We start from the raw sequence: 25,804 nt of genomic DNA, 5'->3' as shown, positions 1-25,804 counted from the left end.
CGAAAACGGCCACACCAGGCCGACGAGCAAGTACGCCGCCAACTGCGACATCCGGCTCGAATACGCACCCTTGACACTCTTGTTCACCCGCACGACAGTTGGCAAGAAGCTCCCGCCGAGGGGCTTGAATCCAGTCAAATCCCTTGTGAGAGCGGCGAGTTGAACGGGAGGGAGAGCGGCAATGGCCGAGAAGATCGTGATTCGCCCGCTGGACAAGAAGGAGACCACCGGGGACAGCAACTCCCAGGGCGCCTGAGCGAAGCGGGGTACCAGCGTGCGGACATCGTGCCATCCGGGATATCCGGCCGTCGGTGAACTGGAGCGGCGGGCCCGCGCGCTGGCCTCGGCGGTGCCCGGCGCGCTGCGGCTGCGGGCCGTCGGCGAGAGCCGTGCCGGGCGCCCGCTCTGGCTCCTGTCGGCCGGCCACGGAGAGCGGAACATCCTCACCGTGGCCGGGGCGCACGCCAACGAACCCGTCGGCGGCGCCTCCGCGCTCCGGCTCGCCCGCCTCCTCGCCCACCGCCCGGACACCCTCGCCCGGCTGGGCTGCACCTGGCACTTCCTGCTCTGTCTCGATCCCGACGGCGCCCGCCTTGCGCACGGCTGGATTCCCGAGGACGTCGCCCCCTCGCTGGAGGAGTGCCATCTGCGCTTCTACCGGCCGGCGTTCGCCCGCCAGCCCGAGTCGCTGCCCGGCCCCGGCAGCGCCCGCCGCCCGATGCCGGAGTCGGCCACCCTGGTCCGGCTCCTGGACGAACTGCGGCCCACCGCGCAGTTCACCCTGCACGGCATCGAGTTCGGCGGCGCGTTCGCCATGATGACCCGCCGGGTCCCCGGCGCCGCCCGCGCCTTCCGCGCCACCGCCACCCGCCTCGGCGTCCCGCTGGACGACCACCCCTGCGACGGCCCCGACTGGCTGCCCGACCGCCCCGGCGTCCTGATCCGCCCCGGCGACCGGGCGGGCGACGAACGCGACCCGAGCGGTTTCGTCGCCGAGTCCACCTGGCTCTACCCGCGCCGCTACGGCACCCTCACCACCCTGGTGGAGGCCCCCGCCTGGGCCGTGCCCGCCGTCGCCGACGACCGCCCGGCACCCGACCCGCGCCGCGAGGTGGCCCGCATCGGCGCGCTCCTCGTCGCCCGCACCCGCGACCTCGCCGCCGTCCTCGCCGGCGCCGCCCACGGCCCGGCCGGGCCCGGCGGCGTCCCCGGGGCGCTGGCCCCGCTGCGGGACGCCGCGCGGGAGCTGATCGAGGTCGCCCCGTCCGTCGCCGCGACCTGGGCCGCCGAGGAACTCACCGGCTCCCGGGGCCACTTCGCCACCCTCGCCATCGCCGCCCGCCGGATGCCGCTGCGGGCCGCCGGGATGATGCGCCGGGCCCTGCTGCCCACCGACCCGGCCACCGCCGACGCCCTCGGCGACCTGGTCCGCGAGTGGTGCCAGGAACTCGACAAGACCTACGCCCCGCGCTGGGTCCCGATCCCGGCCCAGACGGGCCTGCACGTCCGGACGATGCTGGACATCGCGGAACGGGTGTGCGGCGGCTCGTGACCGGTGGATGTCGCCGGGCGGGTGGCGCCCCGCCGACCACCGGCGGCGTGGGGTTCCTGACCGGCAGGCGAGCAGAAGAGGGGGCGGCCCACCAGGACCGCCCCCTCTTACCGCATCCCGCCTACTTACTGCATCCCGCCTACTCGGCCGCCGCGTCCGCCGCCTGGGCGCGCAGCGCCCGCTCGACGCCCGCCCGCGACTCCGACACCAGCCGCCGCAGCGCCGCGTTCGGCTCCGCCCCGGCGAGCCAGGCGTCCGTGCGCTCCAGCGTCGCGGGCTCGATCTGCACCGCCGGGTACAGCCCGACCGCGATCTGCTGGGCCATCTCGTGCGACCGCGACTCCCACACCCCCTTGAGGGCCGTGAAGTAGGTCTCGGTGTACGGCGCCAGCAGCTCCCGCTGGTCGGTCTGCACGAACCCGGAGATCACCGCCTCCTGCACCGCGTTCGGCAGCTTGTCGGAGTCCACCACCGACGCCCACGCCTCCGCCTTGGCCTCCGGCGTCGGCCGGGCCGCCCGCGCGCTCGCCGCGTGCCGCTCCCCGGCGGCGGTGCGGTCGCGCTCGTACTCCCCGGCGATCTCGGTCTCCTCGTAGCGGCCGACCGCCGCCAGCCGGTGCACGAACGACCAGCGCAGCTCGGTGTCCACGGCCAGGCCCTCGATGGTCCGGGTGCCCTCCAGCAGGCCCTCCAGCAGATCGAGCTGCTCCGGGGTGCGCGCGGTCGCCGCGAACGCCCGCGCCCAGGCGAGCTGGTGGTCGCCGCCCGCCTCGGCCGCCCGGAGCTGGGCGAGGGCGGCGTCGGTCCAGCGGGTGAGCAGCGCCTCCCGGGCGGCCGGGTCGGCGTACAGGTCGATGGCCAGCTTGACCTGCCGCTGGAGGGACTGCACCACCCCGATGTCGGACTCCTTGCCGATGCCCGACAGCACCAGCGAGAGATAGTCGCGGGCGGGCAGCTCGGCGTCCCGGGTCATGTCCCAGGCGGACGCCCAGCACAGGGCGCGCGGCAGTGAGTCCGCGAAGTCCCCGAGGTGCTCGGTGACGAAGGCGAGGGACTCCTCGTCCAGCCGGACCTTGGCGTAGGACAGATCGTCGTCGTTGAGCAGGATCACCTCCGGCCGCGCCGTCCCGGTGAGCTGCGGTACGGCGGTCAGCTCGCCGTCGACGTCCAGCTCGACCCGCTCCAGGCGGACCAGCCTGCCGCTCGCCGCGTCCCGCCCGTACAGGCCGACCGCGATCCGGTGCGGGCGCAGCACGGGCTCGCCCTGGGCCCCGGCGGGCAGCGCGGGGGCCTCCTGGCGGACCGCGAACGAGGTGATGACCCCGTCGCCGTCGGTCTCGATCTCCGGGCGCAGGATGTTGATCCCGGCGGTCTGGAGCCACTTCTGCGACCAGACGCTCAGATCGCGCCCGGAGGTCTCCTCCAGGGCGTCCAGCAGGTCGGAGAGGCGGGTGTTGCCGAAGGCGTGCCGCTTGAAATACGCCTGCACGCCCGCGAAGAACGCGTCCATGCCGACATACGCCACGAGCTGCTTGAGCACCGAGGCGCCCTTGGCGTAGGTGATGCCGTCGAAGTTGACCAGGACGTCGTCCAGGTCGCGGATCTCGGCCATGATCGGGTGGGTGGAGGGCAACTGGTCCTGGCGGTAGGCCCAGGTCTTCATGGAGTTCGCGAACGTCGTCCAGGCGTGCGGCCAGCGCGAGCCGGGGGCGTACGCCTGGCAGGCGATGGAGGTGTAGGTGGCGAACGACTCGTTCAGCCACAGATCGTTCCACCACTCCATGGTGACCAGATCGCCGAACCACATGTGGGCCAGCTCGTGCAGGATCGTCTCCGCACGGACCTCGTACGCCGCGTCCGTCACCTTGGAGCGGAAGACGTACTGGTCGCGGATGGTCACCGCGCCCGCGTTCTCCATCGCGCCCGCGTTGAACTCCGGCACGAAGAGCTGGTCGTACTTCTCGAACGGGTACGCGTAGGCGAACTTCTCCTGGAACCAGTCGAAGCCCTGCCGGGTGACCTCGAAGATCGCGTCCGAGTCCAGGTGCTCGGCGAGCGAGGGCCGGCAGTAGATCCCCAGCGGCACCGACTGCCCGTCCTTCTCGTACACACTGTGCACCGAGTGGTACGGGCCGACGATCAGCGCGGTGATGTACGACGAGATCCGGGGCGTCGGCGCGAAGGTCCAGATGTCGTCCCGCGGCTCGGGGGTCGGCGAGTTGGAGATGACGGTCCAGCCGGCCGGGGCCTTCACGGTGAACTGGAAGGTCGCCTTCAGATCCGGCTGCTCGAAGGAGGCGAACACCCGCCGCGCGTCCGGCACCTCGAACTGGGTGTAGAGATACGCCTGGTCGTCCACCGGGTCCACGAAGCGGTGCAGGCCCTCGCCGGTGTTGGTGTACGCGCAGTCCGCGACCACCCGCAGTTCGTTCGGGCCGGCCGCCAGCCCCGGGAGCGCGATCCGGGAGTCCTCGAAGACCTCCGCCGGGTCGAGCGCGTCCCCGTTGAGCGTCACCTCGTGGACCTGCGGAGCCACCAGGTCGATGAAGGTCTCCGCACCCCCCTCGGCGACCTCGAAGCGCACGGTGGTGACCGACCGGTACGTCCCGCCCTCCTGCGCGCCGGAGAGATCGAGATCGATCTCGTACGAGTCCACGGTCAGCAGCTTCGCGCGCGCTTGCGCCTCTTCGCGGGTCAGGTTTGTGCCAGGCACGCGGTCATCTCCTCGTGATGTGTCGTTCGCGCCATCCTTCCATGTCACCCACACCGAACGCGATGTCCAAAACCCGCCGGTAACGTCTCCGCCGACCGACCACGCTGACCCTCATGACCCCACCGCGCACCTCACCCCGCACCCCCCGGCCCATCGACGCCGCGACCCTGGCGGAACTCCGCGACCTCGACGACGCCGGCCGGCCCGTGCGCCCGGTCCGCGACGAGGAGGGCGGCGCCCCGCTCCGCTGCTGTCTGCGCCGCAGCCGCCCCGGCGAGCTGATCGCCCTGGTCTCCTACGCCCCGCTGCGCCGCTGGGCGGCCGGCACCGGCGCCGACCCCGGCGCCTACGACGAGCAGGGCCCGGTGTTCATCCACGCCGAGGACTGCGCGGGACCCGAGGACCCCACCGCCCTCGCCTTCACCAACGCCCCCCGCGTCCTACGGCGCTATTCGGCCAACGGGCGCCTCCTGGGCGGGCGGCTGGTCACCCCGGCCGACGGGTTCGCCGACGCCGTCACCGAGGCGTTCACCGACCCGGAGGTCGCCCTCGTCCACGTCCGCGCGATCGAGTACGGCTGCTTCCTGTACGAACTGCGGCGGGCCTGAGCTTCGCTCGGGGCGGGGCCCGGCCGTGGCTCGCCGGTTCCGGTGCCGGGGCGCCGGCGGCGCCGGCCGCCGCTCACCACCGCTCACCGCCGCCGGGGTGGGCGGGACCGGTGGCTGCGGGGCGCGGGGGGTCCGCGTCGGGCTCCGGGGGGTCCGGGTCGGCTCCGGTGGGTCCGTGTCGGGCTGGGGTGGGTCTACGGCTGGTCCGTGTCGGGCTGCGGTGGGTCCGTGTCGGCTCCGGTGTGGTCAGCAAGGTGTCCGCCGTGTTCTGGAAGCCCGGCCGCGGCTTCCCGGCCGTGTCCCGTGCCGTCGTCCGTGCTCGTGCCGTCCTCCGTGCCCGCGCCGCCCTGCGTGCCGTCCACCGCCGCTCGTAGCCGCCCGTACGCGCCGCTCGTGGCGCGTGCCGTACGCCGGACACGGCGCCTTCTGCCCGCCGTGCGCGGGTGCGCGCCCGGCGGGGCGGCTCCACCGGTGGGCCGGCGCGGCCCCGGCGGTGCCGGTCCACCAGTCCGGCGGCCGGTGTGCCGGAGGCACCACGCACCACTCCGGTGCACGCGGGTCCGGCCCGCTCACCCGTGCCCCTCCTCCCACCGGTCGGTGAATTCCACTCCTGGAAGGGTGAGGAAAAGGCCGTTGATCCCGGCGCGTCCGCGTCGAAGGGTGGAGTCATGCCCTTCACGCCCTCCGTGCGCGCCGCCACCGCGCCGGGCCGCCCCCACGGCGCCGCCCCGGCCCGCCCCTGGACCGCCGTCCTGGCCCTCGCCGCCGCCACCTTCTGCGTGGTCACCGCCGAGATGCTGCCCGTCGGACTGCTCACCTCCCTCGGCACCGACCTCGGGGTGTCCGCCGGGACCGCCGGTCTCGCCCTCACCCTGCCCGGACTGATCGCCGCCCTCGCCGCCCCGCTGTTCCCGGTCGCCGTCCGCCGCGCCGACCGGCGCCGGGTGCTGTGCGTCCTGCTGCTCCTGCTCGCTGCCGCCGGTCTGCTGTGCGCCCTCGCCTGGCACTTCAGCGTGCTGCTCATCGCCCGCGCCCTGGTCGGGGTGTGCATCGGCGGGGTGTGGGCGGTCGCCGCCGGGCTCGCGGTACGGCTCGTGCCGGCCGCCCGGGTCGGCCGGGCCACCGCCGTGATCTTCAGCGGGATCGCGGTGGCCTCGGTGCTCGGGGTGCCCGCGGGCACCTTCCTGGGCGGGCTCGCGGGCTGGCGCTGGGCGTTCGCCGCGCTCGCCGCCCTCGCCCTCGTGGTGGCCGCGCTGCTGGCCCGCGCCCTGCCCCCGCTGCCCGCCGGGCACCCCATACGGCTGTCCACCGTCGCCGCCGTGCTGCGCGCCCCCGCCGTCCGGCGCGGACTGCTCGCCGTCGCCCTCCTGATCACCGGGCATTTCGCCGCGTACACCTATGTCCGCCCGGTCCTGGAGCGGCTCCCGGGCATCGGCGCGGGGCAGATCAGTCTGCTGCTGCTCGGGTACGGGGTCGCGGGGGTCGCCGGGAACTTCGCCGCCGGTCCGCTCGCCGCCCGCGCCCCGCACCGGGCGCTGCTGCTGCTCGCCGCCGCCATCGGCGCCGTCGTCGTCCTGCTGGTCCCGGCGAGCGGCTCGGCCGCCCTGTCCCTCGCCCTGCTGCTGCTCTGGGGGCTGGCCTACGGCGGGGTCTCGGTGTCCGCGCAGAGCTGGCTGACGGGTGCCGTGCCGCACGCCCGCGAGGCGGCCTCGGGGCTGTTCGCCGGGGTCTTCAACAGCGCCATAGCGCTGGGCGCGTTCGGCGGCGGCCGGGCACTGGACGGGCCGGGCCCCTCGGGCGCGCTGCTGCTGGGCGGGGCGGCGGCGCTGCTCGCGGTTCCGGCGCTGGTGTGGACGGTCCGGGCACCGCGCCCGCCGGACACCGGGCCGGTGGGGGAGTGAGGGGGCGGCCACGGTCACCTGGTGACCGCCCCTGCGCGCTCGGCTACTTCGCCGCAGACAGTTCCCGCGCCACCAGCTCCGCGATCTGTACCGCGTTCAGCGCGGCGCCCTTGCGGAGGTTGTCGTTCGAGATGAACAGCGCCAGCCCGTTCTCCACCGTCTCGTCCCGGCGGATCCGGCCCACGTACGACGGGTCCTGCCCGGCCGCCTGAAGCGGGGTCGGGACGTCGGTGAGGGTCACGCCGGGTGCCTCCCCGAGCAGCTCGGTGGCCCGCTCCGGGGAGATCGGGCGGGCGAAACGGGCGTTGACCTGGAGCGAGTGCCCGGAGAACACCGGGACCCGGACACAGGTGCCGGAGACCTTCAGCTCGGGGATCTCCAGGATCTTGCGGGACTCGTGGCGCAGCTTCTGCTCCTCGTCGGTCTCGTTCAGCCCGTCGTCCACGATCGAGCCCGCGAGCGGCAGCACGTTGTACGCGATCGGCGCCACGTACTGGTGCGGTGCCGGGAACTCGGCCGCCGTACCGTCGTGGGTCAGCTTGGGCGCGTCGTCGCCGACCTTCTTGATCTGCTCGAACAGCTCGTCCACCCCGGCGAGGCCCGACCCGGACACCGCCTGGTACGTGGCGACGACCAGCGCCTCAAGACCCGCCTCGGCCGCCAGCGGCTTCAGCACCGGCATCGCCGCCATGGTGGTGCAGTTCGGGTTGGCGATGATGCCCTTGGGGCGGTGCGCGACGGCGTGCGGGTTCACCTCGGACACCACCAGCGGCACCTCGGGGTCCCGCCGCCAGGCGGAGGAGTTGTCGATCACCACGGCGCCCTGCGCGGCGACCTTCTCGGCCAGCGCCCGCGAGGTCGCGCCGCCCGCCGAGAACAGCACGATGTCCAGGCCCGTGTAGTCGGCCGTGGCGGCGTCCTCCACCGTGACCCCGTCGAGGACCGTCCCCGCCGAGCGGGCCGAGGCGAACAGACGCAGCTCGGTGACCGGGAAGCTCCGCTCCACCAGGATCCTGCGCATGACCGTGCCGACCTGACCGGTGGCTCCGACGATTCCGACCCTCACGACGACTCCTTGGTGTGACTGGCATGGCTGGCATGGCTGGCATGACTGGTGTGGCTGGTGTGACTGGTCTGGCTCTGTGCTGGGCGTGCCGACCCCCGGGGCGACCTGGGCCCTTCCCGCCTCCCCATCATGCGGGGGACCCCTGCCGATATGTCCAATCGATTGCCCGGTCCCCGGACGGTCACTCCCGCGGCTCGCGCGGTTCGATGGTCCACTCGCCGAGCGCCCGCACCTGGAGGAATCCCGCCGAGATCCGGTAGGGATCGGAAGATCCGGTGACTTTGCGGGCGGGGAACAGGTTTTCGTCCAGTTGGTAGAGGTGCTGGAGCCCGCTGGTGGAGGCGAACACGATCTCCGTGTCCGGCCCGGTGTGATGTACGACTCCATAGCCGACGCCCTGGGTGCGCCGCCCGAGCCCGGTCGCCGCCTCCCAGGGCTCCGGCTCCAGCCGCCACGGGGTGTCCTCCTGGGCGGCGACCACGACGAAGCAGGTCCCGCCCGGGTCCACCCACACCGGCCCCAGCACCGGCCGGCGGCCCTTCACCGAGGCGATGATCGCCGTATTGCCGTAGGGGTGGTTCAGGGCGTTCGCGAGGACCGAGGCGTCCTTGGAGCGGGAGGTCTGGCGGACGGTCATCAGGGTCGGCGGGCCCTGGTAGCGGAACAGGGCCGAGCCCCTGCCCTCGACCGGGCCGGTCAGCAGCGGCGCGTCCTCCTCCGGCAGCACCCGCAGCGTCCAGTCCCCGCTGTGCTTGATCCGGATCCGTATCTCGTCCTGGCCCCGGCCGAACAGACCGGCCACCCCGCGCGTCCCGGTGGTCTCCCCGGACAGCCACTCGGTCTCGTCGCCGTACTCGTCCAGCCGCCACACCTGGAGGTCGTAGCGGCGGTCCACGTCCTGGAACGCGTAGCTCAGCAGGGCCGGGCGGCCCGGCCGGGGGTTGGCGATCGTGATCGTCCGCTCGCCCCGGCCCTCGTACACCCCGGTGCGCAGGCCCGCGGACGGGTCGCGGACCGGGAGGGGGCGCGGGGTGAGCTGCCAGGCGCCGTCCGCCTTCTCCACCACCACGAGGTGCGGGCCCGCCGGGAGCGGGAAGGTCTCCTTCAGCCTGCCGGTCTCGTTGACCAGCAGATCGTGCCGGTCGAGGTCGTTCAGGTCCTCCGGCCGGTGCCCGGTGATCAGCAGCCAGGCGTCCCGGTCGGGGCCGCCGTCGAACCGGGCCTTCACATCGCCCTCGGTGCCGGTGTGCACGAGGACCTCCGGACCCCGGCCCTTGACGGTGTCCGTGCCGAGCGGGCGCGCGGCGGTCAGCGGCAGGATCCGCAGCGACCACTCCCCGGCGTACTTCACCCGCAGCCGCAGCGGACGGCCCTCGGGCAACTGGACCAGGGCACGGCCGTGCAGATCGCGCAGGGTGGAGTTGAAGACCAGCTTGTCCTCCTTGTTGCGCCGGGTCAGCGTCTCGACGCACAGCCAGTCGTCGCCCTTGACGCGCATCTCCACGATGACCGGCCCGGGGGGCAGCGGGGCGTCCACGGTGACGACGTCGTTGCCGCGGCCGGTACGGGAGAAGGGCGGGAAGTCGGTACCCAGGGGGCCTGGGGAGACCGGGACGGGGATGTTGGAGGGAGAGGGAGAGAGTGAGGGAGAGAGGGTGGGGGTGGGGGTGGGGGTGGCCGTTGGGGGGCCGGGTGCCTTGGAGACCTTGGTCACCGGCACCGGCACCGGCACCGGGGTTGGCACCGGCACCGGGGCAGGGGCAGGCACAGGCGCAGGGGCCGCATCCCGGGGATGCCCCCGCTCCTCCGCCACCTCGATCCCGAAGTCCGTCGCCAGTCCCGCCAGCCCCGAGGCGTACCCCTGGCCCACCGCGCGGAACTTCCACGCCCCGTCCCGCCGGTAGAACTCGCCCAGCACGAACGCCGTCTCCGTGGCCGCCTCCGTCACCGCGTAGTGGGCGGCGATGGCGCCGTCCGGGGCCACCGCCTGGACATACAGCCCCGGTACCTCCCCGAACGTCCCGCCGTCGCAGGAACCGGCGATCACCACGCGCTGCACGGCCGGTTCGACGTTCGGCAGATCCAGTTCCAGCCACTCGGCCGACTGTCCGGCGCCCTGGCCCAGGCCCGCGTGCCGTACCGCGCCCGAGGGGTGCCGGGGCTGGTTGTGGAACACCAGGTCGGCGTCGCCCCGCACCCGTCCGGTGGCGTCCAGCAGCAGCGCGGAGGCGTCCACGGCCGGGGTGCCGGGCACGTCGGCGCGGCCGACCGCCACCCGCAGAGGAGCGGCGGGGACAGGGGCGTTGCCGCCTTTGGTGATGTACGTCATGGGGCACATGGTGGCAGTGGAGAAGGCGTGAAGAAAGCCGTCGCCGCATTCCGCGAACGTTTCGGCGCGCCCCGGCGTCGTAGAGGAAACGCGGCGAGGAGAGGGGTGGCTGTGCTGCGCAGATTCGCGCGCCGCGGCCAGGGGGCGGACCGCTCGGCGGACGACCCGCTGGACGCGGCCCAGGAACGCCGGGTGCGGGCGGTGCTCGCGCTCGGCGGGGTGCCGCAGGCGGACCTGCCGGACGGGGTGCAGCAGGTCCGCCTGCGGCTGCTGGAACGGGCGGCCAGTGGCCGTGAGGCACCGAGGGACGTCTCCGCCTGGGCGGCGGTCGTCGCCTCCAACCTCGCCATGGACTGGCACCGCGCCAAACGCCGTCAGGAACGCCTCGGTGAACGCCTGGCCGCCCTCCACGAACCGGTGCTCCCGTCGGCCGAGGAGTCCCGGCTGCTCTCCCTCGCCGTCGCCCGGGGCCTGGACGAACTGCCCGACCCGCAGCGCCAGGTGCTGGTCCTGCGGTTCTACGCCGATCTGCCGGTGCGCGGGATAGCGGAGCAGCTCGGCATCCCCGAGGGCACGGTCAAGAGCAGGCTGCACACCGCGGTCCGGGCCCTGCGCGCCCGACTGCACGAGGACGAGGTGGTGTGACGTGTCCGCCGAACACAACGGCCCCGCCGAACACAACGGCCCCGACCGCCGAGACGGCCGCGACGGCGCCAACGGTCCCGACGGCGCCCACGGCCCCGACGGTTCACCGGGGGTCTACGACGCCCCGGACCCGCTGCTCGCGGTGCTCATGGACGAGCCGCCGTCCGCCGCCGCCCGCGCCGACGCCGCCTTCATGGCCGAGTACGCCGCGGCGCGCGCCGATGTCACCGTCCTGCGCGACCAACTGTCGCTGATCGCCGACGCCCTGACCGAGCCGGAACCCGCCCCCGAGCCCTCTCCCCTGCCCCTCCCCCCGCCCCCGCCCCGCCGCAGGCGCCGCCCCTTCGCCGTCGCCCTGGGCACCCTCGCCGTGGCCTGTGCCGCCTCCCTGGTCGCCGGGCTCGGCTGGCTGGTGGTGGAGGGCGGCGGCACGGGCGCCGCCGACACCAGCAGCGCCGCGGACAAGGCGTCCGGGGGCCGGGAGGAGGCTTCCGCGGCGCTGGGTGACCCCCGCCGTCTGGCCTGCACGGTCCTGGTCGCCGAGGGCGACATCACCGCCGTACGGCCGCTGACCGGCGCGGACGCCGGGCGGGCGCGGATCACCCTGGACGTCACCGCCTACTACAAACCCACCGACGGAGGTGAGCGGCGGATCACCTTCGAGCGCGACGAGGAGGCCCTGCCCTCGCTGGTGGCGGGCGACCATGTCCTGATCGCCACCCGGGCCGACGGCCGGGACGCCGATCTGCTGGCGGTCGGCGACCCGGATGTCCGCAAGGAGGCGGCGCTCGTCGCCCAGAGCCTCCCGGAGTCCACCGCCCTGCCCTGCGGGTAGCGGCGGACGGAAACGGAAGGGCGGGCGCCCCCCAGGGAACGCCCGCCCGGTACCACGGAGTCAGTGGTCTGACCGGTGCTACGGAGTAACCGTGCCGATCTCCACATGGCCGGTGCCCGCGGTGGTGCCGCGCGCGGTGACCAGTCCGACCTCGCCGAAGAACGTGCGCCCGGCGGGGGCGGGGGCCGTGGCGGTGACCGTCGCCGAGACCTGCGCCGACTCACCCGTGCCCAGCTTCACCGGACCCGAGCCGTCGACCGAGACGGTGCCGAGCGCGGAGGAGAAGAACACGTCCAGGTAGTCGTAGGCGGTGCTGCCCGCCGGGACCGAGTAGCCGTCGATCTGCACGTAGTACGTGCCGGGCGCCGGGTTGGCGACCGAGACGGCCTCCTCGGAGTCGCCGTCGGCCGCCTGGGCGACGACGGTCCCGCCGGCGTTCAGCAGGTAGAGGTCGAGGTCGGCGGCCGGGTCGGCGGTGTTGCCGATGGACGCGTCGAGCCGGGTCGCGCCCTCGGGGACGACGACCTCGTAGACGGCCGCGTCGCCGTGGTCGATGGTGCGCCGCTCGGACAGCGACGAACCGAGGGCGCCGCCCGCCAGCTTGCCGTCGATGGGGGCCTTGTTGTTGGTGACCGTCCAGGAGACCGGGGCCGGGACACCGGCCTTGACCTCGGGCAGGCTCACCGTCTCCGGCGCGAAGTCGGCGCCGAGCACGGTGACATCCAGCGTGTACGGGTTGTCCAGGTGCGGCGAGGTGCGCCGCGACTCGACCTCGATCTCCCAGACGCCGGGCGCCGGGTCGGCGTAGGAGCGGACGTCGGGGCGGCAGCCGTTGCCGTCGAGGTAGTTGTTGTAGCAGTACGGCGTGGAGTTCTCGTCCAGCGGGACACCGTACGGGTGGAGGGAGATGAACCGGGTCTGGCTCTTGTCCTTCAGCCCGCCGATGGCCACCTCCAGCGTCCTGGCGCCCTCGGGCACGGTGACGAAGTACGAGGTCGAGCTGTTGCGCTGGACCGAACCGGAGGCGGCGAAGGTGTAGGTCGCGGGCTTGGCGACCACGACCGAGTTCAGCACCTGCTTGTCGATGCCCTCGGTGCGCGGGTCGTCGACCTCCAGGATGGCGCTCTTGATCCCGGCCGACTTCGGCGACGCCTGCACCTTGACGGTGACGGGCTGGTTCAGCGGCAGCCTCACCTCGTCCGAGCCGACGATCCGGAAGGTGCCCTCGGCGTTGTTCTCCAGGTGGAGTTCGTGCCGCAGGGCCCTGTCCGCGCCGGTGGTCCGGGTCACCGTGATGTCGTACGTCTTCTTCTGCCCGGCCTTCAGACCGCCCTCGCGGTCGTAGAGACCGGTGCCGAAGCCCGGGGTCTGGAGGTACTGCTCGATCGCGGTGTCCACCGGGGCCTTCACGGTGTACTCGTGGGCGTTCGCCCCGTCGCGGATCGAGTCCCAGGCGTCCTCGATGTTGATGAGGCCCGCGCCCTCCTCGTACGCCTGCACACCCTTGATGTGGTCGGCGGTGGAGGTCAGGGCGGTGCGCAGGGTCGCCGGGGTGAGGTCGATCCCGCGCTGCTTCGCGGCGCTCAGCAGGAGGGCGGCGGCGCCCGCGGCCTGCGGAGAGGCCATCGAGGTGCCCTGGAGCATGGAGTAGCCGGGCGGCAGGGTGTAGCCGGCCTCGGCGACCGGGCCGCCGGGCGACCAGGTCTGGGTGGTGTTGATGGCGGCGCCGGGCGCGGAGAGCGTCGGCGTGAAGCCGCCGTCCTCACGGGGGCCGCGCGAGGAGAACGGCATCATGGCGTACCGCTTCTCCACCTGGGAGCCGTAGTTGGCGGCCCAGGTCTCCCGGGAGACGGTGGCGCCGACCGAGATCACCTTGTCGGCGAGGGCCGGGTCGCTGATGGTGTTGACGCCGGGGCCGTCGTTGCCCGCGGAGACGACGAGCTGGACGCCGTACTCGTCGATCAGGCGGGTGTAGAGGGCGGCGCGGACGTTGTTGCCGTCGTTGAGCGCCGGGAGACCGCCGATGGACATGTTGACGATGTCGACACCGCGGTTGACGACCAGGTCGATCATGCCCTCGGTGAGGGCCATGTTGGTGCAGCCGCCGCTCCAGGTGCAGGCGCGCGAGGAGACCAGCTTGGCGCCGGGCGCGGCACCGTTCATCTCGCCGCCGAAGAGGCTGTTGGCGGCGGTGATCCCGGCCACATGGGTGCCGTGGGCGCCCTCGATGACACCGATGCTGACGTAGTCGGCCTTGGCGCCGGCGTCGTTGTAGACGACGTCCTTGCGGGTCTCCACCACGAACGGGATGCGCTCGGCGATGGCGGTCGCCGGGTTGTCCGTGCCGAAGTAGCCGATCTGGTAGCCGTCCTTGTACGGCTTCATCGCGGTCTCGTCGGTGAAGTCGAGATCGTCGTCGAGGTCGATGCGGACGGTGCCGCTCGCCGCGTCGTACAGCACGCCCCAGACATCCGTCCGGTCGCCGTCGCGGTTGAGGTCACCGGCCATGTCGCCGCCGTTGGTGGCGGACTCGGAGAAGTAGTTGAACTTGTAGGCCCCGGCCGGGGTGGTGAAGGTCTCGCGGACGCCGGTGGGCGCGGTGACGGTGAAGGCCGGGCCGCTGACCGAGGCGGTCATCCGGCGCCAGGTGCCGTCGCCGTCCACCACCGGGTCGGTGGCGGTGACCCAGTCGACGATCTTGCGCTCGCCGGTGGTGGTCTTCTGGAGCGCCGGGTGGGCGAGGTCGACCCCGGAGTCGAGGATGCCGATGGTGATCCCCCGGCCGTCCGCCTTCGGATGGTCGTCGACGAAGTCCACGGCCCCGGTCTCGAAGGACGGGTTGTACGGGTTCTCCGCGGGGGTGTTCTTGTCCGGCGCGGGGTAGGTGCCGGCGGCGCTCTTCCCGCCCTGCGTGCCCGCGTCGGGGCGGGGGTCCTCCAGCGGGATCTCCTCGCGCAGATCGATCGCCTGCACGGAGGAGAGCTTCGCGGCGGCGGCGATGGCGGCGTCCGCCCGGCCGGTGGGGACCGTGGCGCGGACGTAGCCGAGCCGGTCGTAGGTCTTGCCGACCAGGCCGCCGTCGACGGCGCCGAGCTGGCCGGCGACCTGCTCGGTGGCGCCGGGGGCGGTCGCGACCATCAGGGTGACGGTCTTGTCGCCACCGGCCTTGGCCTCGGCGAGCAGCTCGGCGTCGGCGGAGCCGAGTTTGTCGTCGGCGGGCTTGACGGCGGGGTCCGCGGCGGGCGCGGGGTCGGTGGCGGCGACGGCGGCGGGGATCGGCCCGGCCGCGGCCAGCGCGGCGACGAGGCCGGCGGCCACGGCGATCCGGGCCACGCGTCTCGCGCCGGGTATCGACTCGGGGGTCTGGGTCATCGGCATCCCTTGGAGAAGAAGGACGACAGGTGTCCGTGGGTGTCCGTCCGCCGGGGTCGATCAGCGAGGTGATCGACGGCGGTCGAAGGCGTCCGGAATGCGGTTCCGGACGATCGCCCAGCCTTTCGCAAGGGATGCGGGTTTGGGGAGAGTTGACCGGAAGCAACTGGGGAAATGGGGAAAACCCGCGATGGGATTGGGTGGGGGTTGTGGGGGGTTGGGGGTGGTTGGGGGGTGGGGGTGAGGTGGGGGGTGTGTGCGGGTGGGTGGGGGCTGGTCGCGCAGTTCTCCCCCAGAGGGGGCACCCCCACCCCCAGAGGGGGTACCCCCAGCGCCCCCAAAGACGGGCGTTGCCCAGCCTCCTCCTCTCCCCCCCCGCGAGCCCCCGCCCAGCCGTGGGCAACGGTGTGAGTGACGCCCCGGTACTCCGTGAGATGAACGCTCAGTGACCGTCCAACGGCCGGCGCACCCGGCGAGGATCGCGGCCCTCCGATCGGCGGCGCCCGTTGTCGCCTCGTTAACGCGCAGGCCACCCCCGGTGCCAAGCATCCGAGGAGGCGAGGGAACCGCAGCCGGTGACCCCGCCCTTACCGTCGACGCGTTCGCACTCGGGGAGATCGCGCCATGCCGCGCACACGCTCTGTCGCCGAAACCGCCGCCGAGGGCCTCGCCCTCAACCGCCGGGCCGTCCTTGCCACCGCCGGGGCGGTGACCCTCTCCGCAGGCATCGGACACGCCCTGCGCCCCACCGACAGCCAGGCGGCCCCGGCCGCCCCCGCAGCCCCGGCCGCACCCACAACCCCGGCCGCACCCACCGCCCAGGGCGGCGCCCCCACCACCCTCGTCACCGCCTCCACCCCCCGCCCGGGGAGCGGATACCGGCGGCTGACCAGCGGTCCCGGGTGGCGGCGGGTCCTGCGGACCGACCTCGCCGCCGCCAAGTCCGGGCGGGCGGAGCGCCGTACCCCGCTCGCCGCCTTCGTCCAGGTCACCGATCTGCACATCCTCGATGTGCAGCACCCGCTGCGCCTGGAGTTCCTGCGCTCGGCCGATGTGCACGCCTGGCGTCCGCAGGAGGCGCTCACCGTGCAGGGCGCGGTCTCCCTGGTGGAGCGGATCAACGCGCTGCGCGCCGCCCCCGCCACCGGCGCCCCCCTGCGTTTCGCCATCACCACCGGCGACAACACGGACAACAACTGCGGCACCGAACTGGAATGGTTCCTGACGGTCATGAGCGGCGGCCGGATCACCCCCGACTCCGGCGACCCGCGCCGCTACGAGGGCGTCATGAACAGCGGCCTCACCCAGTACTGGCAGCCCGACGCCCCCGTCCGCGACGCCGACAAACAGCGCGGCTTCCCCCGACTGGAAGGTTTCCTCACCGCCGCCCGCCGCGAGGTCAACAGCCCCGGCCTGACCATCCCCTGGTACTCCACCGTCGGCAACCACGACTCCCTCCCCCTCGGCTGCTACGGCCACGGCGACCCCTACCTCCGCGACTTCGCCACCGGCGGCAGAAAGCTGATGAGCCTGCCCGCCGCCGAGGCGAAGAAGCTCCAGGACGCCATCCGTACCGCCAAGGACCCGATCGGCGTCCGGTTCCGTGATCTGCTCAAGGCGCACGCCCGCGACCTGCGCCCCGTCACCCCGGACCCGCGCCGCGCCCCCTTCACCGCCGCCGAGTACCTCAGGGCCCACCTCGACCCGAAGCACACCGGCCCCGGCCCGGTCGGCCACGGCTACTCCACCGCCAACCTCGCGGCGAGGACGCAGTACTACTCCTTCCGGATCGCCGACGACGTCATCGGCATCAGCCTGGACACCACCGACGCCGGCGGCCACTACGAGGGCTCCCTCGGCACCGCCCAGCTCACCTGGCTCGACCGCACCCTCACCGAGAACAGCGACTCCTACGCGATCATTTTCAGTCACCACACCAGCGACTCCATGGACAACCCCCGCCCCGACCCCGCCCGCCCCGGCGAGCGCCGCCACCACGGGGCCGAGGTCCTCGCCCTGCTCCACCGCCACCGCTCCGTCCTGGCCTGGGTGAACGGGCACATCCACCGCAACGCGATCACCGCCCGCCGCGCCCCCGACGGGCGGTCGTCCTTCTGGGAGATCTCCACCGCCTCGCACGTGGACTTCCCCCATCACGCGCGGGTCGTGGAGGTCGCCGACAACCACGACGGCACACTCTCCCTGTTCACCACGCTCGTCGAGTCCGCCGCCCCGCACCGCACCGACTTCACCGACCTCTCCCAGACCGGACTGGCCTCCCTGTACCGCGAACTCTCCTTCAACGCCCCCGGCGCCCGGACCGACCTGAACGGCGGCGCCCGCGACCGCAACACCGAACTGGTGCTGAGGAAGGCGTGAGGTCGGCCGAAAGTCACTCAACCGGCCCGGGGCGAGCAACCTTCAGGAAACCCCTCAGGTCTTCGCCCTCGACCGAGATCACGGCCCGGAGCGCGACAGGCGCACGGGCGAGAAGGGGGAACGACATGACCCTACGTGCACGGGCGACCCTGGTGGCGGCCACCGCGGCCACGCTGTCGCTGGCCCTGGCCGTCCCCGCGTTCGCGGCACCGTCCGGCAGCGGCAGCGGCAGCGGCAGCGGCAGCACCAGCACCAGCGCCGGAGGCGACACCCACTCCGCGACACGCGACGCCATGCGCGCCGTCGTGCAGGGCGGAGTGCCCGGCGTGACGGCCATCGCCCGCGACACCGAGGGCACCTGGCGGGCCACCGAGGGCGTGGGCAACCTCAGGACCGGCGCCCCCCGCTCCGCCGACGACCGCTACCGCGTCGGCAGCATCACCAAGACCTTCGTGGCGACCGTCCTGCTGCAACTGGAGGCCGAGGGCGAACTCGACCTCGACGACACCGTCGACACCTGGCTGCCGGGCCTGGTCACCGGCAACGGCAACGACGGCCGGAACATCACCGTCCGCCAGCTCCTCAACCACACCAGCGGCATCTTCAACTACACCTCGGACGAGCCCTTCGCCCGCGAGATCTTCCTCAAGGAGGGCTTCGACCGGAACCGCTACCGCACCTGGGCCCCCGAGGAACTCGTCGCCGTCGCCATGCGGCACGAGCCGAATTTCACCCCCGGCTCCTCCTGGAGCTACTCCAACACCAACTACATCCTGGCCGGAATGGTCATCGAGGCGGTCACCGGCCGCCCGTACGGCGAAGCGATCGACGACCGCATCGTCGAACCCCTCGACCTGGACGACACCTTCGTCCCGGCCGGCCGCCCCACCCTCGGCACCCCGCACAGCCGCGCCTACTCCAAGCTGGCCGAGACGTCCGAGGGCCGGTCCTACGACGTCACCGTCTTCAACCCGTCCGCGGCTGGCGCGGCCGGTGAGATGGTCTCCGACAACAACGACCTCAACCGTTTCATGAGCGCCCTGCTGCGCGGCAAGCTGCTCCCGCCCGAGCAGCTCAAGGCGATGAAGACCACGATCGTCGCCCCCGGCATCCCCAACGCCACCTACGGACTCGGCCTGATCAAGCAGGACCTGTCCTGCGGCACCACCGTCTGGGGCCACGGCGGCGGCATCCACGGCTCGACCTCCGAGTCCTACACCACCGGCGACGGCAAGCACAGCCTCGCCCTCAACCTCAACGCCGACTGGACCGGCGACACCCAGTCCATCATCGAAGCCGAGTACTGCGCCGACTGACCACACCCGAGGACACCGGGCGCCACGGAGACCGAGCCCACCGTGAAACCCAAAGGCGCCGGGCGCCACGGAGACAGCCCACCGTGACGCCCGGCGCCCACACCACCCCGCTCCCGTCATCTGGGCAGCACCACCACATACGCGGCCGGCTCCCGCTCCCCGGCCGTCATCAGCGCCGTCCGCACCACCGTCGCCTGCTGCTCCATCGCGTCGCGCAGCTTGCGCGGGGTGAGGTGGACGACCGTGACCCCGAGCCGCTCCAGATGCTCGCGCTTACGGGCGTACTCGGACCACAGGGCGTCCTCGTCCTGCGGATCGCCCGGCCGCGGCGCCCGGGTGTCCAGCTCGACCGCGACCGACTGGTCCGGCCAGAACGCGTCGACCCCGCCGAGCTGCGGCCCGCCCGGCAGCCGCAGATCCACGTTCCACACCGGGTCCGGCAGCCCGAACTCCCGCACCATCCGGTACAGCCGCTCCTCCGCCATCGCCCGGCCCGCCGCCAGCAGCGAGTCCACCGCGTCCACGACATGCGCCCGGCCCAGCAGCTTGGCCTGATCCAGCTCCCGCACCACCGCGCCCGGCTCGCAGTACCCGCCGCGCACCGCCTCCGTCAGCAGCCGCCGCACCAGTCCCGCGTCCGTCAACTGCGCCACGGCGTCCGCCAGCGCCCTCGGCACCGGCGCGACCGGCAGCCCGGTGCGCTGCTGGGGCGTCGGCAGCGCGGCGGCCCGGACGATCCGCGCGGTGCCCGTGGAGCGCAGCCGCCGCATCCGGGAGACCAGCACATCCATCTGCTCCAGCGCCGGCAGCGGGGGCGCGGCGGTGAACCCGTGCAGATTCAGCGCGGCAAGCCCGGTGATCATCACCTCGGAGTACGCCGCCGAGGGCTGCGTCCCCGGTGCCCCCGGCTGCGCGGGCACCACGGGTACGGGCTCACGCGAGGCGTACATCAGCACCGCGTGCAGCCGCTCCTCGCTCGTCGGCGGCCCGGAGTGCAGCAGAAAGACCCCGGGCAGCAACTGCCGCCAGGCGCCCCCGGCGCGGCACTGCGCCTGGGCCTCGGCGGCGGAGACCCCGTGCGCCCGCAACTGCCCCGCGGTCAGCACCCGGCGCCGCGAGGCGTCCAACTGGCCGAGCGGGCGGGGCGTGAGGGGGGAGGCGGGGGAGACCTGGGACGGGGGGAGGGGGGTGTCGTGGTTCATGCCCCGGGGATTCCCGCGACCCCTCCCCTCCTTAACCCCTGTTACACAGTCGTCGGCAAATCAGGACAACCCAACACTAAAGGACGAATGTTCGGCTGCCGAAAACCCTCGGCACTTTTCGACGCCGTAAGGGGCAACGCCGGATCTTCTAGGGGCGCGGGGAACTGCGCGACCAGCCCCCACGCACCCGCACCCGCCCCGCAACCCCTCTCACCCCTCCGAGTCCGCGCCCCCCGCATCACAAGCCTGCCCCCGAAGCCCCCGAGCCAGATCATCCCGAGCCTCCAGCACCAGCCTCCGCAGCGCGGGCGCGGCCCCGGCATGCGCGGAGAGCCACGCATCCGCAGCCCCCACAGTCCCCTCCGTATCCACCAGCCCCGGGAACAACCCCCGCACCACATCCACCCCGATCTGAATGGACCGCTCCGCCCACACCCCCTCGATCGCCGCGAAGTACTTCTCGGCATACGGCGCGAGCAACTCCCGCTGCGACGGCTGTTCGAACCCCGCGATCGTCGCCTCCACCAGCGCGTTGGACAGCGCGTCCGACTCCACGACCTGCGCCCACGCCTGCGCCTTCACCGCCGCCGACGGCCGCGCCGCCAGGCACCGCACCTGGTGCCGCTTGCCGGACGCCGTGTCGTCGCGGGCGAGTTCCGCGGCCAGCTCCCGCTCCCCGACCACCCCGTGCACGGTCAGCGGCTCCAGGAACGCCCAGCGCAGCTCCTGGTCCACCTCCAGCCCGTCCACCTTCTCCACCCCGTCCAGCAGCCCCCGCAGCAACAGCAGATCCCCCTCCCCGGAGGCCACCGCGGCGAAGCACCGCGCCCAGGCGAGCTGGTGCTCACTGCCCGGCTCGGCCCCCCGCAGCTCCCGCAGCGCGCCCTCGGCGAACAGCGCCCCGCCCTCCGCCCGCCACTCCGGCGCGGCGTAGTGGACCAGCGCGGACTGCGCCCAGGCGTGCAGCATCTGAAGGACGCCGATGTCGCTCTCGCGCCCCGCGAACCGCAGCACCAGGGCGACGAACTCCCGGGCGGGCAGCAGCGCGTCCCGGGTCATGTTCCACAGCGCGGTCCAGCACAGGGCCCGCGCCAGCGGGTCCGTCATCGTGCCGAGCGACTCCCGCAGGGTGGCCAGCGAGGTGGCGTCGAAGCGGATCTTGCAGTACGTCAGATCGTCGTCGTTGACCAGCACCAGCGCGGGCGCCTCGGCCCCGGCCAGCTCGGTGACGACCGTGCGCGGCCCGTCGACGTCGACCTCGGCGCGGGCGTACCGCTCCAGCGCGCCCCCGTCCGTACGCCGGTAGAGCCCGATGGCGACCCGGTGCGGGCGCAGCCGGGGATGCGACTCGGGCGCCTCCTGCACCACCGCCAGCTCGCCGATCCGCCCCTCGGGCGTCAGCAGGGTCTGCGGGGTGAGGGAGTTGACCCCGGCGGTCTGGAGCCAGGCGGCGGACCAGGCGCCCATGTCCCGCCCACTGGTCTCCTCCAGCACGGACAGCAGATCACCGAGACGGGTGTTGCCGTAGGCGTGCCGCTTGAAGTAGCGGCGGGCGCCCTCCAGGAAGGCGTCCTGACCGACGTACGCCACCAACTGCTTCAGCACCGAGGCGCCCTTGGCGTAGGTGATGCCGTCGAAGTTGAGCTTGGCGTCCTGGAGGTCGCGGATGTCGGCGGTGACGGGGTGGGTGGAGGGAAGCTGGTCGGCGCGGTACGCCCACGCCTTCCGCCGGTTGGCGAAGGTGATCCACCCGTCCTTGAACCGGGTCGCCCCCACCAGCGAGAAGGCGCCCATGAAGTCGGCGAAGGACTCCTTGAGCCACAGGTCGTCCCACCACTCCATGGTGACCAGGTCGCCGAACCACATGTGGGCCATCTCGTGCAGGATGACGTTGGCGCGGCCCTCGTAGGACGCGCGGGTGACCTTCCCCCGGAAGATGTACTCCTCGCGGAAGGTCACCAGCCCCGGGTTCTCCATCGCCCCGAGGTTGTACTCGGGCACGAACGCCTGGTCGTACTTCCCGAAGGGGTACGGGTAGTCGAAGTGGTCGTGGAAGAAATCGAGCCCCTGCTTGGTGATCAGGAAGATGTCGTCGGCGTCGAAGTAGGGCGCGAGCCCCTTGCGGCACATGGCGCCCAGCGGAATCTCCACCCTCCCCCCGTCCTCGAACACCCGCTCGTACGAATCCGTCACATAGTGATACGGACCGGCGACGACACAGGTGATGTACGTCGAGATGGGCCGGGTCTCCGCGAACCGCCACACCCCGTCGGTGAGCGTCCCGGCGCCATTGCTCCACACCGTCCACTCCTCCGGCGCCCGCACCTCGAACCGGAAGGGCCCCTTCAGATCGGGCTGCTCGAAGTTGGCGAAGACCCGGCGCGAGTCGGCGGGTTCGTACTGGGTGTACAGGTACACCTCGCCGTCCTCGGGGTCCACGAACCGGTGCAGCCCCTCACCGGTACGGGAGTAGGCGCACCGCGCGTCCACGATCAGCTCGTTGTCCGCGGCCAGGTCCTCCAGCGCGATCCGGGTCCCGTCGAACACCTCGGCCGGATCGAGATCGCGCCCGTTGAGGGAGACGGCGGTGACGGCGGGCGCCACCAGATCTGCGAAGCTGCTGGCGCCCGGCTCGGCGCAGCGGAACCGGATCGTGGTCACCGAGCGGAAGGTCCGCGGCCCCTCCCCGGTGTGCTCGCCCAGCGCCGAACGCACGTCGAGCGACACCTCGTACCCGTCGACGGACAGCAGGGCGGCCCGCTCCCGGGCCTCGTCACGGGTCAGATTCTCACCGGGCACGGGCGGTACTCCCTCGGCTGCTGTTCGCTGTGCGGTCAGGCCCGATCCTGCCATGTGCCCCTGACCGGGGGCACCCGGGAATGCGGTGGTGAGGGGTGGTGTTGCGCCCGGTACAGCCCACCTTCCCCAAGGAGAGCCATGCCCACGCCCCCCTCCGCCACCCCCACCCCCCGTACCCAGGTCGACTTCTGGTTCGACCCGGTGTGCCCCTGGGCCTGGATGACCTCCCGCTGGGTCCTGGAAGTGGAGAAGGTCCGGGACATCGAGGTCCGCTGGCATGTGATGAGCCTGGCGGTCCTCAACGAGCACCGGCTCGACGAGCTGCCCGAGGAGTACGCCGAGAACATGCGCCCCGGCGGCTCCACCTGGGCCCCGGTCCGCGTGGTCATCGCCGCCCAGCAGCGCTACGGCGACGAGGTCGTCGGCAGGCTCTACACCGCCCTCGGCACCCGCTTCCACAACGAGGGCCTCGGCGTCAACCGCGAGAGCATCGCCGCCGCCCTCGCCGACGCGGACCTCCCGGCGGACCTGGTCGACCAGTGGGACCAGGACACCTACGACACGGAACTCCGCGCCTCCCACAAGGAGGGCATCGACAAGGTCGGCCAGGAGGTCGGCACCCCGGTGATCTCGGTCCCCGGCCCCGACGGCACCGAGGTCGCCTTCTTCGGCCCGGTCGTCACCCCGGCCCCCCGCGGCGAAGAGGCGGCCCGCCTCTGGGACGGCACCCTCGCCGTGGCCTCGGTCCCCGGCTTCTACGAACTGAAGCGCACCCGCACCAAGGGCCCGGACTTCAGCAACCTGTGACCGGCCCCCGGACCCCGCCCCGCCACCTCACCACCGCCACCACCGTTGCCCTCGCCGCCCTGACCCTCGCGGCCTGCGGCGGCGCCGACGGCTCCGGTGACCGGGCGTCGGGGCGGCAGGAGGCCCCGTACTGGGCGGAGGGCGTCACGTTCGCGCGGGTCGCCGAACTGCTCCGGGTGACGGTCCCGGGGACGGCGACCGAGCGGACGGCGGCGGTGCAGCGCGGTTTCCAGGACGACGGGCTGCTGCTGGCCTTCGTCCTGCCGGAGGCGGAGACCGGGCGGTTCGTGGCGGGCCTGGCGCCCGAGCAGCCGCTCGTCCGGCGGGCCGAGGCGGCGTTCACGGCGGCCGAGTACCGGCCCACCACCCCATTCGCCCATCTGGGGCTGCCCGAGCCCGAGACGCTGGACGAGGTCACCACCGGGCCGGTGTGCGCGCCCTGCGGCGGTGATCTCAACTCCCTGGAGGTCACCGTCGCCCCGCTGGACGGCGACCGGGCGAGAATCTATCTGCGCGGGGTCGACTGACCGGCCCCGGGCAGGGGAGAGCCCCCGCGAGTCACGTCCTCGCGGGGGCTCCCTTTCTTCCGCCTGCCGGGTGAGCGGTGAGAAGACGATCACGAGGCAGGGCGCTCGGGGGCGGCTACGGCGCCAGCAGCAGCACATTCGCGCGGGACTTGGCGGCCTCGTAGCGCCGGGCCACGTCCTGCCAGTTGACGACGGCCCACATCGCGTCGATGAAGTCGACCTTCTGGTTCTTGTACTGGAGGTAGAAGGCGTGCTCCCAGGCGTCGAAGACCAGGATCGGGGTGGAGCCCTGGCCGACATTGCCCTGGTGGTCGTAGACCTGCTCGACGATCAGATGGCCGCTGAGCGGCTCGTAGGCGAGGACGCCCCAGCCGGAGCCCTGGGTGGTGGCGGCGGCCTTGGTGAGCTGGGCCTTGAAACCGGCGTACGAGCCGAACGACTCGGCGATGGCGTCCGCGAGGTCGCCGACACCGTCCGCGGCCAGCGGTTCGCCGCCGCCGTCGCCGGTCATGTTGTGCCAGTAGATGGAGTGCAGGATGTGGCCGGAGAGGTGAAAGGCCAGGTTCTTCTCCAGGCCGTTGATGGAGCCCCAGGTCTCCTTGTCCCGTGCCTCGGCGAGCTGCTCCAGGGTGTCGTTCGCCCCCTTCACATACGCCGCGTGGTGCTTGTCGTGGTGCAGCTCGATGATCTCGGGGCTGATCACCGGGGCGAGCGCGGAGTAGTCGTACGGCAGTTCAGGCAGCGTATAGACGGGCATGCGGTCCCCTCCGACCTGTTATTGCAAAATCCTTGCAAGTGCACGCTAGCAGCAGGAGGGGGCGGACGGGCGGTCGGGACGCGCGCCGGGATTCCCCGTCCGGACGAGGGGCCCCGCCCCCTCTTGGAGGGATCCCACAGACCCCTGCCCTCGGCACTCATGTGATCCGACCGTCCCCACCACCGTGACCGGCATCACGTCCACCCGGGTGTATCCCGCATTCTTTGTGCGGAGCCCACCAAGAGGCGGACACCCCCTTTGTCGTCTGCGAACGGTGATCGCCGCTCAACCGCTGGGATAGCGTCACGATGTCCCCAACTGCCCTCACCCCGCGGAGTCCCCATGGCCACCGCCGCCACCACCGCCCGTCCGGGCCTGGTCCTCGCCGACCTGCTCCCCGCCTCCCGCGTCCGTGACATCGCGCTCGTCGCGGGCGGCGCCGCCCTCACCGGCATCGCCGCCCAGATCGCCGTCCCGGTGCCCGGCTCCCCGGTCCCGGTGACCGGCCAGACCTTCGCCGCCCTGCTGGTCGGCACCGCCCTCGGCGCCGGCCGCGGCTTCCTCTCGCTCGCGCTGTACGCGCTGGTCGGCATGGCGGGCGTGCCCTGGTTCGCCGAGGGCGGCAGCGGGGTCTCCGCCCCGTCCTTCGGCTACGTCATCGGCATGCTCCTCGCCGCCACCGCCGTGGGCGCCCTGGCCCGCCGCGGCGCCGACCGCTCACCGCTGCGGATGGCGGGGGCGATGGTGCTGGGCGAGGCGGTCATCTACGCCGTCGGCGTCCCCTACCTCGCCCTGGCCGCGGACATGTCCCTCACCGCCGCCATCGCCGCGGGCCTGACCCCGTTCCTCCTCGGCGACGCCCTCAAGGCGGCCCTGGCCATGGGCGCACTGCCCCTGGCCTGGAAGCTGACCAAGCGCGACTGACGACGCCGGGGCCACCTCAACCCCGGCAGCACAGGGGCGCGGGGAACTGCGCGACCAGCCACAGCGTCGCCG

The 25,804-nt window shown here is 72.9% G+C and carries 17 protein-coding genes; 10 read left to right on the top strand and 7 right to left on the bottom strand.

The genetic code is table 11. The features are described from left to right. Positions 1-274: 274 nt before the first annotated feature. A complete protein-coding gene (locus tag AB0O01_RS05480) occupies positions 275-1,552 on the top strand; it encodes a M14 family zinc carboxypeptidase (RefSeq protein WP_365311128.1) in 1,278 nt (425 codons plus the stop codon). Positions 1,553-1,691: 139 nt separating this feature from the next. On the opposite strand, the gene pepN (AB0O01_RS05475) is transcribed toward AB0O01_RS05480, so the two are convergent. Next, complete coding sequence (pepN, locus tag AB0O01_RS05475; protein ID WP_365311127.1) at positions 1,692-4,265, bottom strand: aminopeptidase N; 2,574 nt, start codon at positions 4,263-4,265, stop codon at positions 1,692-1,694. A gap of 113 nt (positions 4,266-4,378) precedes the next feature. On the opposite strand from pepN (AB0O01_RS05475), the gene AB0O01_RS05470 reads away from it, so the two are divergent. Next, positions 4,379-4,873 (top strand): DUF1203 domain-containing protein, encoded by a 495-nt coding sequence (locus tag AB0O01_RS05470; protein ID WP_365311126.1) that lies wholly within the window; start codon positions 4,379-4,381, stop codon positions 4,871-4,873. A gap of 668 nt (positions 4,874-5,541) precedes the next feature. After that, positions 5,542-6,774, top strand: a complete 1,233-nt coding sequence (locus tag AB0O01_RS05465) for an MFS transporter (protein WP_365311125.1) — start codon at positions 5,542-5,544, stop codon at positions 6,772-6,774. A 43-nt stretch (positions 6,775-6,817) separates the two neighbouring features. On the opposite strand, the gene AB0O01_RS05460 is transcribed toward AB0O01_RS05465, so the two are convergent. Continuing rightward, positions 6,818-7,840 carry an aspartate-semialdehyde dehydrogenase gene (locus tag AB0O01_RS05460; RefSeq protein WP_365311124.1) on the bottom strand — a complete coding sequence of 341 codons (1,023 nt, stop codon included), beginning with the start codon at positions 7,838-7,840 and terminating at the stop codon, positions 6,818-6,820. 181 nt (positions 7,841-8,021) lie between these two features. Next, on the bottom strand, positions 8,022-10,169 hold the full coding sequence (locus AB0O01_RS05455; protein WP_365311123.1) for a TerD family protein: 2,148 nt from the start codon (positions 10,167-10,169) through the stop codon (positions 8,022-8,024). 105 nt (positions 10,170-10,274) lie between these two features. On the opposite strand from AB0O01_RS05455, the gene AB0O01_RS05450 reads away from it, so the two are divergent. Together AB0O01_RS05450 and AB0O01_RS05445 are read left to right on the top strand one after the other, a co-directional pair. Next, entirely contained in the window at positions 10,275-10,814 is a 540-nt protein-coding gene (locus AB0O01_RS05450; protein ID WP_365311122.1) for a sigma-70 family RNA polymerase sigma factor, read from the top strand. A gap of 1 nt (position 10,815) precedes the next feature. After that, on the top strand, positions 10,816-11,649 hold the full coding sequence (locus AB0O01_RS05445; protein ID WP_365311121.1) for a hypothetical protein: 834 nt from the start codon (positions 10,816-10,818) through the stop codon (positions 11,647-11,649). A gap of 78 nt (positions 11,650-11,727) precedes the next feature. Here AB0O01_RS05445 and AB0O01_RS05440 read toward each other — a convergent pair whose 3' ends face one another. Then, entirely contained in the window at positions 11,728-15,021 is a 3,294-nt protein-coding gene (locus AB0O01_RS05440) for a S8 family serine peptidase (RefSeq protein WP_365311120.1), read from the bottom strand. Positions 15,022-15,645: 624 nt separating this feature from the next. On the opposite strand from AB0O01_RS05440, the gene AB0O01_RS05435 reads away from it, so the two are divergent. Then, positions 15,646-17,400 (top strand): TIGR03767 family metallophosphoesterase, encoded by a 1,755-nt coding sequence (locus tag AB0O01_RS05435; protein ID WP_365311119.1) that lies wholly within the window; start codon positions 15,646-15,648, stop codon positions 17,398-17,400. A gap of 125 nt (positions 17,401-17,525) precedes the next feature. Beyond that, complete coding sequence (locus AB0O01_RS05430; RefSeq protein WP_365311118.1) at positions 17,526-18,716, top strand: serine hydrolase domain-containing protein; 1,191 nt, start codon at positions 17,526-17,528, stop codon at positions 18,714-18,716. Positions 18,717-18,832: 116 nt separating this feature from the next. Here the strand turns inward: AB0O01_RS05430 and AB0O01_RS05425 are convergent, their stop codons facing one another. Continuing rightward, entirely contained in the window at positions 18,833-19,918 is a 1,086-nt protein-coding gene (locus tag AB0O01_RS05425; protein WP_365311117.1) for a hypothetical protein, read from the bottom strand. Positions 19,919-20,128: 210 nt separating this feature from the next. Beyond that, positions 20,129-22,717, bottom strand: a complete 2,589-nt coding sequence (gene pepN / locus AB0O01_RS05420) for an aminopeptidase N (RefSeq protein ID WP_365311116.1) — start codon at positions 22,715-22,717, stop codon at positions 20,129-20,131. Positions 22,718-22,855: 138 nt separating this feature from the next. Here pepN (AB0O01_RS05420) and AB0O01_RS05415 point away from each other — a divergent pair, with 138 nt between their 5' ends. Then, positions 22,856-23,524: a DsbA family protein gene (locus tag AB0O01_RS05415; protein ID WP_365311115.1), complete on the top strand. Its 669-nt coding sequence runs from the start codon at positions 22,856-22,858 to the stop codon at positions 23,522-23,524. Beyond that, positions 23,521-24,051: a hypothetical protein gene (locus AB0O01_RS05410; RefSeq protein WP_365311114.1), complete on the top strand. Its 531-nt coding sequence runs from the start codon at positions 23,521-23,523 to the stop codon at positions 24,049-24,051. Before AB0O01_RS05415 ends, AB0O01_RS05410 begins: the two co-directional genes overlap by 4 nt. Before the next feature lie 115 nt (positions 24,052-24,166). Here AB0O01_RS05410 and AB0O01_RS05405 read toward each other — a convergent pair whose 3' ends face one another. Then, positions 24,167-24,808, bottom strand: a complete 642-nt coding sequence (locus AB0O01_RS05405; RefSeq protein WP_365311113.1) for a superoxide dismutase — start codon at positions 24,806-24,808, stop codon at positions 24,167-24,169. Positions 24,809-25,150: 342 nt separating this feature from the next. On the opposite strand from AB0O01_RS05405, the gene AB0O01_RS05400 reads away from it, so the two are divergent. Next, positions 25,151-25,732 (top strand): biotin transporter BioY, encoded by a 582-nt coding sequence (locus AB0O01_RS05400; protein ID WP_365311111.1) that lies wholly within the window; start codon positions 25,151-25,153, stop codon positions 25,730-25,732. The last annotated feature ends 72 nt before the right edge of the window (positions 25,733-25,804 follow it).

The organism is Streptomyces sp. NPDC093252 (genome assembly GCF_040683675.1).
GTDB lineage: Bacteria > Actinomycetota > Actinomycetes > Streptomycetales > Streptomycetaceae > Streptomyces.
Note: the sequence above shows the minus strand (reverse complement) of the source record. Positions and strands in the feature narration are given on the sequence as shown.